At 43.2% G+C, this 14,382-nt stretch carries 11 protein-coding genes; 10 read left to right on the forward strand and 1 reads right to left on the reverse strand.

The window, feature by feature from the left end:
• Positions 1 to 33: 33 nt before the first annotated feature.
• From ABD943_RS11265 to ABD943_RS11275, 3 genes are all read left to right on the forward strand, one after another.
• Positions 34 to 1,161, forward strand: coding sequence for a M14 family metallopeptidase (locus ABD943_RS11265; protein ID WP_345293286.1), 1,128 nt, complete (start codon positions 34 to 36; stop codon positions 1,159 to 1,161).
• 158 nt (positions 1,162 to 1,319) lie between these two features.
• Positions 1,320 to 2,375, forward strand: a complete 1,056-nt coding sequence (gene nadA, locus ABD943_RS11270) for a quinolinate synthase NadA (RefSeq protein ID WP_345293287.1) — start codon at positions 1,320 to 1,322, stop codon at positions 2,373 to 2,375.
• 37 nt (positions 2,376 to 2,412) lie between these two features.
• Positions 2,413 to 3,321 carry a class I SAM-dependent methyltransferase gene (locus ABD943_RS11275; protein ID WP_425559472.1) on the forward strand — a complete coding sequence of 303 codons (909 nt, stop codon included), beginning with the start codon at positions 2,413 to 2,415 and terminating at the stop codon, positions 3,319 to 3,321.
• A 145-nt stretch (positions 3,322 to 3,466) separates the two neighbouring features.
• Here ABD943_RS11275 and metJ read toward each other — a convergent pair whose 3' ends face one another.
• Positions 3,467 to 3,769 carry a met regulon transcriptional regulator MetJ gene (gene metJ / locus ABD943_RS11280; RefSeq protein WP_345293288.1) on the reverse strand — a complete coding sequence of 101 codons (303 nt, stop codon included), beginning with the start codon at positions 3,767 to 3,769 and terminating at the stop codon, positions 3,467 to 3,469.
• A 230-nt stretch (positions 3,770 to 3,999) separates the two neighbouring features.
• Here metJ and ABD943_RS11285 point away from each other — a divergent pair, with 230 nt between their 5' ends.
• From ABD943_RS11285 to cysI, 7 genes are all read left to right on the forward strand, one after another.
• Complete coding sequence (locus ABD943_RS11285) at positions 4,000 to 5,091, forward strand: alpha/beta fold hydrolase (protein WP_345293289.1); 1,092 nt, start codon at positions 4,000 to 4,002, stop codon at positions 5,089 to 5,091.
• The gene (gene metB / locus ABD943_RS11290) at positions 5,060 to 6,247 is read left to right on the forward strand and encodes a cystathionine gamma-synthase (protein ID WP_345293290.1); all 1,188 of its coding nucleotides are present in this window, start codon (positions 5,060 to 5,062) and stop codon (positions 6,245 to 6,247) included. Before ABD943_RS11285 ends, metB begins: the two co-directional genes overlap by 32 nt.
• Positions 6,240 to 8,654 carry a bifunctional aspartate kinase/homoserine dehydrogenase II gene (gene metL, locus ABD943_RS11295; RefSeq protein WP_345293291.1) on the forward strand — a complete coding sequence of 805 codons (2,415 nt, stop codon included), beginning with the start codon at positions 6,240 to 6,242 and terminating at the stop codon, positions 8,652 to 8,654. Before metB ends, metL begins: the two co-directional genes overlap by 8 nt.
• The gene (metF, locus tag ABD943_RS11300) at positions 8,654 to 9,592 is read left to right on the forward strand and encodes a methylenetetrahydrofolate reductase (protein WP_345293292.1); all 939 of its coding nucleotides are present in this window, start codon (positions 8,654 to 8,656) and stop codon (positions 9,590 to 9,592) included. The genes metL and metF overlap by 1 nt, the downstream gene beginning before the upstream one ends.
• A gap of 179 nt (positions 9,593 to 9,771) precedes the next feature.
• Positions 9,772 to 10,548 (forward strand): ferredoxin--NADP reductase, encoded by a 777-nt coding sequence (locus ABD943_RS11305; protein ID WP_345293293.1) that lies wholly within the window; start codon positions 9,772 to 9,774, stop codon positions 10,546 to 10,548.
• Between the two features lie 234 nt (positions 10,549 to 10,782).
• Positions 10,783 to 12,657, forward strand: coding sequence for a diflavin oxidoreductase (locus tag ABD943_RS11310; protein WP_345293294.1), 1,875 nt, complete (start codon positions 10,783 to 10,785; stop codon positions 12,655 to 12,657).
• Positions 12,657 to 14,366, forward strand: coding sequence for an assimilatory sulfite reductase (NADPH) hemoprotein subunit (gene cysI, locus ABD943_RS11315; protein WP_345293295.1), 1,710 nt, complete (start codon positions 12,657 to 12,659; stop codon positions 14,364 to 14,366). Before ABD943_RS11310 ends, cysI begins: the two co-directional genes overlap by 1 nt.
• Positions 14,367 to 14,382: the final 16 nt, after the last annotated feature.

Here is a 14,382-nt window from a genome sequence, read left to right on the forward strand (position 1 = left end):
TTTCAAAGTTTGCACAAGCATATTCGAGGGCTTATGAGAATTAATAGTTCATTTGATAGTGGCAACATCGAAGTAGTATCAACCGACAACCCTTCTAACATTACACTGAATGTGAGAACGGATTCTAACAGTGATTTTAAGCAGTGGTTTCATTTCAAAGCGCACGGTGAAGCTGGTAAGACTTATGGTTATGAAATTCTTAATGCTAAAGATTGCTCGTATGTTGATGGCTGGGAAAACTATCAAGTTGTGGCATCTTATGATCGACAGTACTGGTTCAGAGTCGATACCGAGTTTACCGCAGATAAAACATTAAAGTTTAAGCATCAGTTTGAGCAGGCGACGATGTTTTTTGCTTATTTTGAGCCTTATTCTTACGAGCGTCATTTGAACCTGATTCAGGCAGCGCAATTGTCCGATATTGCTGAGCATAGAGTGATCGGGCAGACTGTTGATGGACGTGATATGGATTTGCTGGTTATTGGCAATGAATCTAAAGAGCGTAAAATTTGGATTACGGCTCGCCAACATCCAGGTGAGACCATGGCTGAATGGTGCGCAGAAGGATTGGTTGAGCGTTTGCTTGATCCTAACGATGCATTGTCCCGAAGCTTGTTGGAAAAGGCAGTGCTTTACGTTGTTCCTAACATGAATGTTGACGGTAGTTACCGTGGCAACTTACGTTCAAATGCTGCGGGTGCTAACTTGAACCGTGAGTGGCAGAACCCTTCTTTAGAGAAAAGCCCTGAAGTTTACCATGTTCGTGAAATGATGAAGTCTACAGGTGTTGATGCCTATTTAGATATTCACGGTGATGAAGCCTTGCCTTATGTCTTCGTTGCGGGAACTGAGGGCGTGCCAAGCTATTCTGACGAAGTGAAGTCGCTGGAAGAAGAGTTTAAGTCAATTTTGATGGCAGTGAATCCTGACTTCCAAGATGAGTATGGTTACGATAAAGATGAGCCGGGTAAGGCAAACTTAACCGTAGCTAATTCATGGGTAGGTGAAGAGTTTAAGTGCTTGTCCTACACGCTTGAAATGCCTTTCAAAGAAAACGCGAACCTACCTAACGCTGAAACAGGCTGGTCGGGTGAACGTAGTTATTTATTAGGACAAACTTTACTGAATCCACTTTACCAGTTGGTTGATAAGCTACGATAAGTGAATGATATTCCAATGAAAAGCGTCTCCGGACGCTTTTTTTCAGATGTGCAAAACGATAAGTGTTAGTGTTAGTAAGTCAGTAGACTAAGAATTCCTTATCAGTTGGGTGTTAAGTGTTATATAATACTCTAACGATCTAATACTTATTGGCAGCAATGACCGACGTAATTACCTCTGTGGACATTGACGTTCCATTTCCAAAACCTCCGCTTGAATTAAGCCCTGAACAAAAAGACAGTCACAAAGCAAAGATTAAAGATTTGCTAGTGCAGCATAATGCGGTATTGATTGCGCATTATTATACTGATCCTGAGATTCAGGCTTTAGCTGAAGAAACGGGTGGCTTCGTGGGGGACTCGCTTGAAATGGCTAAGTTTGGTGCGCGTCATGCGGCCGATACCTTGATCATTGCAGGTGTTAAGTTCATGGGCGAGACAGCCAAAATATTGAGCCCAGAGAAGCGAATTTTAATGCCAACGTTAGAGGCTACTTGTTCACTTGATCTGGGCTGTCCGATCGAAGAGTTCAGTCGTTTTTGCGATCAGTACCCTGACCGTGAAGTAGTGGTCTATGCCAACACCTCGGCCGCGGTCAAGGCGCGTGCTGACTGGGTCGTTACCTCAAGTATTGCGGTGGATGTTTTAGATCATTTAGCGGGCGAAGGCAAAAAAATTATATGGGGCCCAGACAAGCACTTGGGACGTTATATTCAGCAGCAAACTGGGGCTGACATGCTATTGTGGCAAGGCGCTTGTATTGTCCACGATGAATTTAAAACCACGGCATTGAAGCAGACCATGGCATTGCATCCAGATGCAGCTGTACTGGTTCATCCTGAGTCTCCGCAGAGTGTGGTTGATTTAGCAGACTTTGTTGGTTCGACGTCACAAATTATTAAGGCCGCTAATGAACTGCCTCATAAGAAAATGATTGTTGCCACTGACAAAGGGATTTTCTACAAGATGCAACAGAAGGCACCTGATAAAGAGCTGATCATTGCTCCTACCGCCGGTGAAGGTGCAACTTGCCGCAGCTGTGCGCACTGCCCTTGGATGAAGATGAATGCTCTGCACGTACTCTCAGAGGTGTTTGAAGGAACAGATAAGGAAATCTTTGTAGATCAAGCTTTAGCCGAAAAAGCACTGATTCCCCTTGAAAAGATGGTTAACTTCGCTAAGACTATACAGTCGGACGTAAAGAGCAACATCTAGTCAATACATCTTTTAAGAAGTCACTAGGAGTCAAATCATGCAAAAACTGACATTCAGCACTTTAGCTTTACTATTGGTCGCTGGCTGCACTGACGCAGCAGAGAAGAAGAGCAAGGCTGAGGCAGAAGCTAAAACGGAAGTGAAACAGGAAATAAAAGCTTCTGTTGATGCCGTAGTCGATCAGTCAGATGGGATTAGTCTGTGGGAAGAAATACTTACCTCGGGGCATCGCTCTGATAAAAATAAACAAAGAGATCAATACCGTAACCCTAAGGAAACATTAGAGTTTTTTGGAATTAAGCCAGGTATGACTGTGGTCGAAATAGCACCAGGCGGTGGTTGGTATACAGAAATCCTAGCTCCTTACATTGGGCCTGAAGGTAAACTTTATGCTGCTCACTTTGATCCAAACAGTGACGTTGAATATTACCGTAATGGTCGCGCTAAATTTGAACGTAAAATGGACGTTGAGTCTGAAATTTACGGTAATGTTGAAATAACAACTTTCCAGCCGCCTAAATTTTATGATATAGCTCCAGCAGGCTCTGCTGATGCTGTCGTGACCTTTAGGAACGTCCACAACTGGTTGCGTAATGGCCGTGAAGCAACGGTAGATAGTTTTAAAGCAATGTATAAAGCATTGAAGCCTAACGGTGTATTAGGTGTTGTTGAGCACCGCTTGCCTAAATCTCAGGAGCAAGATGAGAAAGCCTCAAGTGGTTATATGCATCAGCAGTTTGTGATTGATGTTGCACAGGAAGCAGGTTTTAAATTGGTTGCAACTTCCGAAATCAATGCAAATCCTAAAGATACAGCTGATCACCCAAAGGGTGTCTGGACGTTACCACCAAGCTTGCGTTTGGGAAAAGAGGGTAGTGCAAAATATCTTGAGGTTGGCGAAAGTGACCGGATGACACTAAAGTTTGTTAAACCAGCAACCAAGTAAATAGGTTAATCTCAACACACTGCAATAAAAAGGCTCCTGATGGAGCCTTTTTTGTAGAAGCGCTTTGAAGCAAAGACACACATGGAAGAAGTCTTTTACTTTATCGTCGACTCAGCTTAATCACCATCACCGATTGTAAAAAGATTTACTCGGATGCAGAGACTTTTTTGCTGAGCTCGATCATCTCATTTACATAATCATCTTTGTCTTTTTGCAGATCTTCGTCAGTTGGCAAAGGTTGCCCCGTATAAGCATGCAAGAAAGCCTCACATAATAACTCGCTATTGGTCGCATGCCTCAAATTGTTGACTTGACGGCGAGTGCGTTCGTCGGTCAGCACTTTCAGTACTGAAAAGGGGATGGAGACAGTTATTTTTTTAACTTTATCTTTTTTCTCACCATGCTCCACATAGGGGTTAATAAATTCCCCATTCCACTTTTTACTCATGTTCACCTCGAAGTTAATTAGTCAGCAAAAATTATACACATATTCAGACGCCTAAACATCTTGACTTTTATCGTCATGGCGTTATTATGCATATACGTTTAGACGTCTAAACGTATAAATATTTAGATGCTCTGTGTTTTTGCAAAGTTCATTGCACACAATGAGTGCATATCATAAGCGAAAAAACACTTATATTCCATAAGGTTATATATTAATACTGAGTGATACTGATGACGACGTTAAGCCACACTACAACTAAAGATAGTCCCCAGCCTGTGACAGCTGTGCTGGATCGTATTGCTGTCACGGAATCAGTACGTCTAGCTACAGGGAATGTGATTGAGCCCTTTGGGATTGAATATTCTGTGTATGGAAGCTTGGACAAGCCAGTGATTGTCGTTCTGGGAGGAATCAGCGCCAGCAGGAACCTGATTGATGGGGACAAGATTGAAACTGAAGATGCGGCACACGATGCTAGAGCTAAAGGTTGGTGGGACGAACTCGTTGGAAACGAGAAAGCAATTGATACCAATGAATTCTGTGTCATTTCGTTAAATTATTTGGGCGCACTAAAGTTAGAAACAATTGACGGTCATAGCTCAGTATTTAATCTCACGCCTGCTGATCAATCATGCATTCTTAACCTTCTGTTGGTCTCTTTAGGAATCGATAAAGCAATTACTATTGTTGGCAGCTCCTATGGCGGCATGGTGGGGCTGAGCTATGCAGAACAATACCCTGAAGCATTGAAAAAGCTTATTTGTATTTCTGCGAGCGATAAAAGTACCCATACTGCTCGTGCGATTCGGTCGATTCAACGAGGCATTTTTGAGCTAGCGAGTAACGCACAAGAAAAGCATCAAGCGTTATCGTTAGCTCGACAACTATCTATTCTGTTCTATCGAACCGATGAAATCTTTGATACGCAATTTACGGATCCTGTGTTTTTGCAACCCAGTAAATCCGTGGTCGGTTACGAAAAAACTATTTATAGCTACTTGAGTCATCAAGGGGAAAAGTTCGCCAATAGAAATACCATTCCTCGGTACGAATCCCTGCTAGATTCGATAGATTCACACCGGGTAGATGCGTGCAAAATCATTAGTGAGTGTCACTTTATTGCAGTTCCTACAGATCGTCTTGTTAGTTATGAGTCGATGCGCAAGCTTGCGCATAAGGTCAAAGGAACATCCCACTTTTATCGTCTTGAGTCTATTTATGGCCATGACGCATTTTTAAAAGAATGTCAGCAATTAACAAGTTTATTGAAAAAGATTTTAGGAGAAAATGATGAGCCATCAACAAGCTACGCAAGCTGTTAGAGCCGGCATCGAAACGGATGAGCAATATGGTGCGGTGACTCCTGCACTTTACTTATCGAGTAATTACACTTTTGAAGGGCTGGGGAGTCCTAGAAAGTACGACTACAGTCGCTCAGGGAATCCGACACGTGATGTTTTAGCCGATTGTTTGACAGAGCTAGAAGGGGGTGCAGGAGCAGTTATTACCTCTAGCGGAATGTCTGCTGTTCACCTAGTAACACAGTTACTGGAGCCTGGTGATTTGGTCGTTGTGCCGCATGATTGTTATGGCGGAACTTACCGCTTATTCACATCGTTAGCTCAGAAAGGTGGTTGCCGTGTGCAGTTTGTCGATCAAGGTAACTATGACGCCTACGTGGAGGTGCTCAAAGAAAAGCCACGAATGGTTTGGATTGAAACACCGAGCAATCCTCTGTTGCGAATTGTCGATATTGAAAAATTATGTGTGCAAGCCGGAGATGACGTTATCAAGGTTGTCGACAATACTTTTTTATCGCCTATTCAGCAACAGCCACTAAGCCTTGGCGCAGACTTAGTGATTCATTCAACCACCAAGTACATTAATGGTCACAGCGATGTTGTGGGTGGTGCTGTGATCGCTAAAAGTGAAACACTCTATGAGCAAGTTGCTTGGTGGGCGAATTGTATCGGGATTACAGCGTCGCCGTTTGATAGTTTCATTACGACACGTGGTGTGCGAACACTAGGCATCCGTATAAAAAAACACGAAGAAAATGCGCAGGCTGTAGCCGAGTTTTTAGACAACAATCCTTTGGTTGAAACGGTTTACTACCCGGGGCTTGAGCACCATCCGAGGCATTTAGTTGCGCGTAAGCAACAAAAAGGCTTTGGTGCGATGCTGTCCTTTACCACTCAGTTTGATCAACAAACCTTAGGCCGCTTTATTAAAGAGCTAAAACTCTTTTCTTTGGCAGAATCTCTGGGTGGTGTTGAAAGCTTAATTTGTCACCCCGCAACCATGACTCATGCGGCGATGGACGAGGCGGCGCAGTTAGAGGCGGGTATTACGCCTCGGCTATTACGAGTATCAGTGGGTATTGAAGAGGTCGAAGATCTGCTGGGCGACTTAAGCAATGCTTTTGCCAAAGTTTCGTCTGTTGACTCAAAGTTTGAAAAGGAGGTGAGTCATGGCTGATGAGCATATAGCAGCTGAGACCGTGTGTGATGTTACGGATAACACCGTAAGAAGCTACACAACGGGCGGGCATAAAGTCCACAAGTTTGGCGGCACCTGTCTTGCTACCTCTGAATCAATAAATGCCGTGTTAGAGATTTTAAAAACTCAAGCACAGCCAGGCGACATGGTTGTAGTGTCTGCCAATGGTAACGTCACCAATTGGTTGCTGGCGTTAATTGAGGGAGGAGTTCCTGATGGCAGTATCTTAGCTGAGTATTTTTCAGAGCTACAGCAAGAAGCACGTTTTTCTCAAACAATACTCCATCAAATTAAGTCTGATATCAAAACGATTGAAGAAGCAGCGCGTATCAATAAGCACTCATCAAGCGACATATTATCGTATGGTGAAATTTGGTCATCATTGATTTTGTCGGATCTATTAAATAACGAGGGATGCAAAGCGCAAGCGATTGACAGTTGTCGATGTTTAAAGTTAAACACCGATACTTATCAATACCCCTTTGATCAAGCTTTTGCTGACGCGGCACTAGATCAACTGTACCATCTTCATGCTGATAGCATTTTCGTGGTTACAGGGTTTATTGCATTAGACGCACAAGCTCAAAAAACCACACTGGGTAGGAACGGAAGCGATTTCTCGGCGACAGCTTTAGGCTATTTAATTAATTCCCCCAGCATTACGATCTGGACTGACGTTAACGGTATCTACACCGCTGATCCAAAAGTTATTGCGACTCCTTTACTGGTGGAAAGCTTAACATTATGTGAAGCACAGGCATTGTCCGAGCTAGGAGCCAATGTACTGCATGAAAAAACCGTTCTTCCTTTACTGTCTTATAAAGGGAGTGTTCACATTAAAAGCTTTAATCATCCCGATAAAGCTGGAACCCTAGTGTCGCAAGACATTACACCGACTAATCGCGTCAAAACCATTACTTTTAAACAGAAACTTCACAAAGTCTGTGTTCATTCAATTGATGAATTACAAGCCCGTCGAATTCAAAAGAAGTTAGCTGAAAAAAGTATTGCTAGTTATGTTAATGGTTACGATATTACACAGCATAAATTGACTTTTTATATCGAGAAAAGTGATGTTTTTGCCGTCACCTCGGCAATAAAAGCAATGCAGCATTATCCGTCAGTGCTACTGTCTAATATGACATTGATCTCTCTAGTGGGTCAAAATATACGCCAAGATAAACGTATCATCGAGCGGTTTATTAGACGTCTCAGTGCATTTGATACTCAGGAAATCCATTATCCTAATAACAGTCATAGTTTATCTGTCATCATTGATGATGAACATGCAAAGTGTTTACTCAAAGATCTACACACTAGCTTCTTCCATCAAGAGCCAACCGTGCCGATTGTTGTCCTTGGCTTCGGTAATATTGGGAAAAAGTTTATTGAGCTTATTCATCATGGTCGAGAGCGATTAGGGAAAAGTTTAAACCGCACGTTGCAGGTACTTGCTGTTGCTAATAGCCAGCGATTTATCTTTGATACTAATGGTCTGGACTTGTCTGAAATCGATAAAAAGTTAACCATTGCAGAGACAAACTCTAATGACCAAATTTTTAACTGGCTTGAGCAATATGCTGGTCGTGAGCTGATTATCGTTGACGCTACCGCCAGTAAAGGAATATCAGAACGTTATAAAGAGTTTGCCAACAATAAGTGGCATATTATTTCTGCAAACAAAATCGCGGCATCGGACAAACAGTTTGCTCGAGAAGTGGACTCAGTTCTTACCAATAACCGGCGGATCTGGAAAAAGAATACGACGGCTGGTGCGGGATTACCGATTCAAGCATGCATAAAAAACTTGTATGAGTCGGGCGATCAGATTGAAGAGCTTAGTGGTATATTTTCGGGATCGCTGTCTTGGTTGTTTAGTCAGTTTGATGGTTCTAAACCATTCACTGAATTATTAAAAGTCGCTCAAGACAATGCTTACACCGAGCCAGACCCGCGTGAGGATCTATCGGGTAATGATGTCATCCGCAAAATCCGTATTTTAGCCCAGCAACTTGGCTTTGAGGATGCGCCTGAGGATTTTGAGCCGGCTATTTCTGATGACTTGTTAGAGGGGGAACTGAGTTCATTCTGGCAAAAGGAATCTGCCATCAACGAGTATTATCAAGCGTTATTAGATCGAGCTAATGAGAGCGACGGTTTATTGCGTTATATCGCAACGCTGTCCCCTGAAAAGTTGTCGCTTAAACTTGAGGTTATCGACAGGTCACATCCTTTTGCGTCACTAAACCCCTGCGACAATGTGTTTCAGGTTGTTAGTGCATGGTACAAAGACAATCCATTAATTATTCAAGGCCCTGGAGCAGGGCGAGAAGTTACGGCGGGTGGCGTGCTAAATGATTTATGCGATTTGTTGAGGGGGCACTAATGTCATCACCGGTTATTCGTTCTGCTAAAGAAAGACCTTCTTACGAGGAGGCCCGAATTGCTGAGTTTTTGAATCAGCAGATCGCGGATCTCAACGGTAAGGTTAATGTCTCCTTTGAGTTTTTCCCACCGAATACTCCAGACATGCAGCAGACACTATGGTCAAGTATTAAAAAACTTGAGCCTTTGAGCCCCGAGTTTGTGTCAGTGACGTACGGTGCTGCTGCAAGCACCCGCTCGAGAACGCATGACGTGATCACTAAAATCATTCGTGAAACAGAGCTGACTGCAGTCCCTCACTTAACCTGTATAGGTTCGTCAGAAGCTGAAATAGAGCATATAGCTGAAGACTACTGGTCAAAAGGGGTACGTCACATCGTCGCCCTAAGAGGCGACTTAGGTGATGATGCGAACCCTGGCGACTTTGAGTATGCAACAGATTTAATTGCTAAATTAAAACAACTGCATGACTTTGAAATCAGCGTTGCTGCTTATCCAGAGGTTCATCCTGAAGCAGAAAGTGCAACGGCAGACTTACAGAATCTTAAACGTAAAATTGACGCAGGTGCCAGTCGTGCCATTAGCCAGTTTTTTTTCAGTGCCGAAAAATTTCTACGTTTTCGTGACGACTGTACTACGGAGGGGCTTGCGATTGACTTAACGCCTGGCATTCTGCCGGTGACTAACTTTCCACAGTTACAAAAGTTCGCCAAGTTTACTCAGGTTGATATTCCTTCTTGGATGTATAAGGTCTACGAAGGGTTGCAGGATGACCCTGATACTAGCCGGTTGATTGCATCACATATTGCGATTGAACAGGTAAAATTGTTGGTCAAAGAAGGGGTTAGTGATTTCCACTTTTATACGCTTAATCGTGCTGATCTCACTTATGCCATCTGCCACAGTCTGGGGAAACGAGCACTGCCATCTGTTGCATAAATAATATTGCAAAGGCAATATAAATATCGTAAAGTCGCCCAACGGTTATACTTAAAGGAGGCGCTACAGGCTCGGATAACTCTGGCTTATGACAAAAGTATGCTCACCTTATTGAGAACCGTTTGCAAATAATATTTATTCTTATATAATTCGGGCAAATCCTCCGAATGGTGGAACTCATGAGTAATTTGAATATTGAAAAAGTACTATCAGTAAAACACTGGAATGACACCCTATTTACTTTCGAAACCACGCGCGATCAAAGCTTACGTTTTAGAAATGGTGAGTTTATTATGATCGGTCTACCCCTTGAGGGTGGGAAGAAGGTGATGCGGGCATACAGCATTGCGAGTCCAAACTACGAAGAAAAGTTAGAGTTTTTTAGCATCAAAGTGCCTGATGGTGCTCTAACGTCTCGTTTGCAACACCTCAAGCCTGGCGATGAAGTTATGGTCAGTAAAAAGCCTACGGGTACTTTAGTTGTTGATGATTTGAAGAATGGTCGTAATTTATATTTACTCGCTACGGGTACAGGCTTAGCACCATTTTTGAGCATTATCCAGTGTCCTGAAACGTATGAGAAATTCGATAAAGTGATACTGTGTCATGGTGTACGCTATGTCAGCGAACTGTGTTACCAGCAAATGATCATGCAGGATCTGCCAAACCATGAATACCTTGGTGACATGATTGCAGAAAAGCTATTTTATTACCCCACGGTGACTCGTGAGCCTTATCAAAACCAGGGGCGTTTAACCCATGCCTTAGAGGAAGGGCAGGTTGAGCAGACACTAGGCCTAGATAAACTTGATCCTGCACACGATCGTGCCATGATTTGTGGCAGTCCAGCGATGCTTGATGACTTATCGAGGTTACTGAATGACAAAGGCTTTGAGATCAGTCCCAAGATGGGGATTCAAGGTGATTATGTTATTGAACGAGCTTTCGTCGAGTAGCTGAGGAATTATCTCGATTAGAAATAAGTAGAAAATAGCAACGAGAATAATAAAGTGACTAGAGAATAGCGCTGCATCATAAATACTTCATTCCATTAAAAGCCCCTTTGCGGGGCTTTTTTTGTCCATATAACTTTCCGTGCTTTCTCAAGAGTCCTTATAACCATATCGCATACTTTTATAGTGGTTAATTTGTAGAGAATAGACGTCTATACGCCAATAATAGCGGTCATAGTGATTAAAAGACCTAGTGATGTGACTGCGAAAGAACAACAACCTATTGGCTTAGCCAGTAAAGTTATTGGTGAAGAGCTGATAAGCAAGATACAAAACCTAAATACTCAAGAACTGAGTTGGCTCAGTGGCTATTGTATGGGGCTGCTAGACCATAGAAAGGGGACAGGTGTCGATGTCTCGTCGAGTTCCGTCGCAACATCAGCTGTTACGGCAACAGATGAGGCGACGCAAACAAAACCCGTATTGGTACTTTACGCCTCACAAACAGGAAATGCGCAAAATATCGCTGAGAAGCTTGAACAAAGTTTATCAGCCAATGGTATCGAAACAATCTTGAAATCCTCTCTGGATATCAAGGTTAAAGAACTTACTCATTATTCTGCGGTGTTGGTGGCAGCTTCGACACATGGTGAGGGCGAGCCTCCGGATGATGCTATCGAATTCCATGAAGCCTTAACCAGCAAGAAAGGTGCTAAGAAGCGACCCAAACTGGATGATGTTAAGCATGCCGTGTTGGGGCTGGGCGACTCCAGTTACGAGTTTTTCTGCCAAACGGCCAAAGATTTTGAGCAAGCTTTAGCTGATAGTGGTTCAGTGGCTTTGCTGGAGCCGGTGCTGTGTGACGTTGATTATGACGAAGCGGCCGATGCTTGGGTGACTCAGGTAACAGCCTCTTTAAAAGATTACCTAAGCTCGATGAGCGGCAGCGTAGTTGATGGCGCGGTAAATACCCTGGCGGTTCAAAGCGAATCTTCTGAGCAAGTTTACGATAAAAATAATCCGTTCACCGCGACAGTGGAAACGATTCAACGTATTACCGGACAAGGGTCACCGAAAGAAACCTATCATGTGGAAATTGATATTTCGGACTCAGGTATTATTTATGAACCGGGTGATTCACTAGGGATTATTGCACACAATAAGCCTGAGCTAGTTGCGGAGGTGTTAAGCTTACTGAGTTTGGAGGCTTCTGAAAGTGTCACTTACAAAGGCCAGCCAACCACGTTACAGAGTTTTTTAACTGAAAAAGCTGAACTGACTTTAGTCAATAAGCAGTCAGTCAAATCTTTATTAGAAATATCAGCCAATGACGAGTTGCAGAAAATTCATGACGAAGATTTTGGCGGTTTTATAGAAAACCACCAGTTTGTGGACTTGCTTCATCTTGCTAAACCTACTATCACGGCGCAACAGTTGGTCGATCTTCTAAAGCCAATTAACCCCAGGCTTTACTCGATTTCATCAAGCTTAGAAGAAACGCCTGATGACGTTCATCTGACCTTAAATCATGTTGTCACAAGCAATCGGTTGGGGCAGCGCTATGGGTTAGCCAGTCACTTTCTAACGCAAAGTTTAGAGGAAGGTGATGGCGTTGGTATCTTTATCGAGAAAAATCCAAAGTTTAAGCTACCGCTTGGCGAAAAACCGATCATTATGGTGGGGCCAGGTGCAGGGGTTGCTCCGTTTAGAGCCTTTTTACAGCATCGTGATGCCACCGATAATGCGGGAAAGAATTGGTTGTTCTTTGGTAACCCTTATTTTAATACAGATTTTCTTTATCAGGTTGAAATCCAGAGTTACTTAAAATCAGGAACACTTTCTAAGCTTGACTTGGCCTTTTCAAGAGACGCTGAAAATGGCGATAAAGTTTATGTGCAACAAAAGCTATTGGAGAAGTCGGCAGAAGTCTGGCAGTGGTTAGAGCAAGGTGCATACTTTTATGTTTGTGGGGATATGCACCGTATGGCAAAAGATGTCGAAACAGCCTTGTTAAGCATTATTCAAACCCAAGGTGGTAAAAGCGAAGCGCAAGCGAAGCAGTATTTAAAGCAATTGAAGTTAGATAATCGTTACCAGAGGGATATTTACTAATGAGCAAAGTAAAACCAACGCAATACGATGCAGAGCGTCACTCTGAAGTAGAAACGATAAAAGTTAACAGTAATTACTTACGCGGAACGTTAGAGGACAGCCTACAGGCTGAAGTCACTGGTGCGATTGCTGATGACGATCAAATGATCATTAAATTCCATGGCTCTTACATGCAGGACGACCGTGATTTGCGCGCTGAGCGGCGTAAACAAAAGCTTGAGCCTTTGTATTCATTTATGATCCGTGCACGTTTACCGGGGGGGATTGCGACCTCAGAGCAGTATAAGGTTTTGTCTGATATCGCTCAGCAGTATGGACACAGCAGTTTGCGTTTAACCACACGACAAACGTTTCAATGGCATGGCATTTTTAAGCGTGATCTAAAAAATACCATTGCTGGTATCAATAAGACTTTGGTCGACTCAATTGCTGCTTGTGGTGATGTAAACCGCAATGTCATGGCTAACCCGTTGTATGAAACCTCAAAGCTTCAAACAGAGGTTTATGAATGGTCAAAGAAGATCAGTGAACACCTATTGCCCAGCACTAATGCTTATCATGAAATTTGGTTAGATGGAGAAAAGGTCGAAACTTCTGAAGAGCCCATCTACGGAAAAACCTATTTGCCTCGTAAGTTTAAAATTGCCATCGCGGTTCCACCCTATAATGATGTCGATATTTATGCGAACGATATCGGTCTGGTAGCAATAGCTGATGGAGATAAATTATTAGGGTTTAATATCCTTGTCGGCGGTGGTATGGGAAGTTCTCACAATGACCCAGACACTTACCCAAGAGCTGCGACAGTTATTGGGTTTAGTCAGCCCGAAAACACCATCGCTGTGGTTGAAAATATTTTAAAAGTTCAGCGTGATTATGGTAATCGTGAAGTGCGTAAGTTAGCGCGCTTGAAGTATACGGTCGACCGCTTGACTGTCGATGGCTTCAAGGACATCTTGGCCGAATACTTGGGGTATAGTTTACAACCAGAACAACCATTTGAGTTTGAGCATAATGGTGATCGCTACGGCTGGACACAAACCGATGATGGCAATTGGCATCTGACCCTGTACATTCACAGTGGGCGAATTAAAGATACCGAAGAGTCTCAGACTTTTAGTGGACTTAGGGCTATTGCCGATATCCATGATGGTGAGTTTCGCTGCTCACCAAACCAAAACATTATCATCAGCAATGTTTCTGACGATAATAAAGACACCATACAAAAAATTATCGAGCAGCACGGCATCAGTATTGGTCAAACTGAAACGCCAACACGCTTAAATTCGCTGGCTTGTGTTGCATTCCCGACCTGTGCTTTAGCGATGGCCGAAGCGGAGCGTTACTTGCCAACCTTGATGGATTTGATTGAAGAAAAACTTCAAAAGTACAGTATTGCGGACACGCCGATTAATATTCGAATGACGGGTTGTCCAAATGGTTGCGCACGTCCTTATTTAGGTGAGATTGGTTTCGTCGGTAAAGCGCCTGGAAAATATAACCTTTACCTAGGCGCGAGCCACCAAGGCGATCGTGTTAACAAGCTGTATCGTGAAAATATTAACGAGGCGCAAATCCTTGAAGCACTGGACCCATTATTTAAGGCTTATGCTGCTGAGCGTGACTCTGGCGAACACTTCGGCGACTTTGTGATTCGACAAGGCTTTGTCAATGCGGTTCATAATGGCGCAGACTTTCACAGCTTCTAGCAAGGTAATGGAGTAT

It is taken from the genome of Kangiella marina (assembly GCF_039541235.1).
GTDB lineage: Bacteria > Pseudomonadota > Gammaproteobacteria > Enterobacterales > Kangiellaceae > Kangiella > Kangiella marina.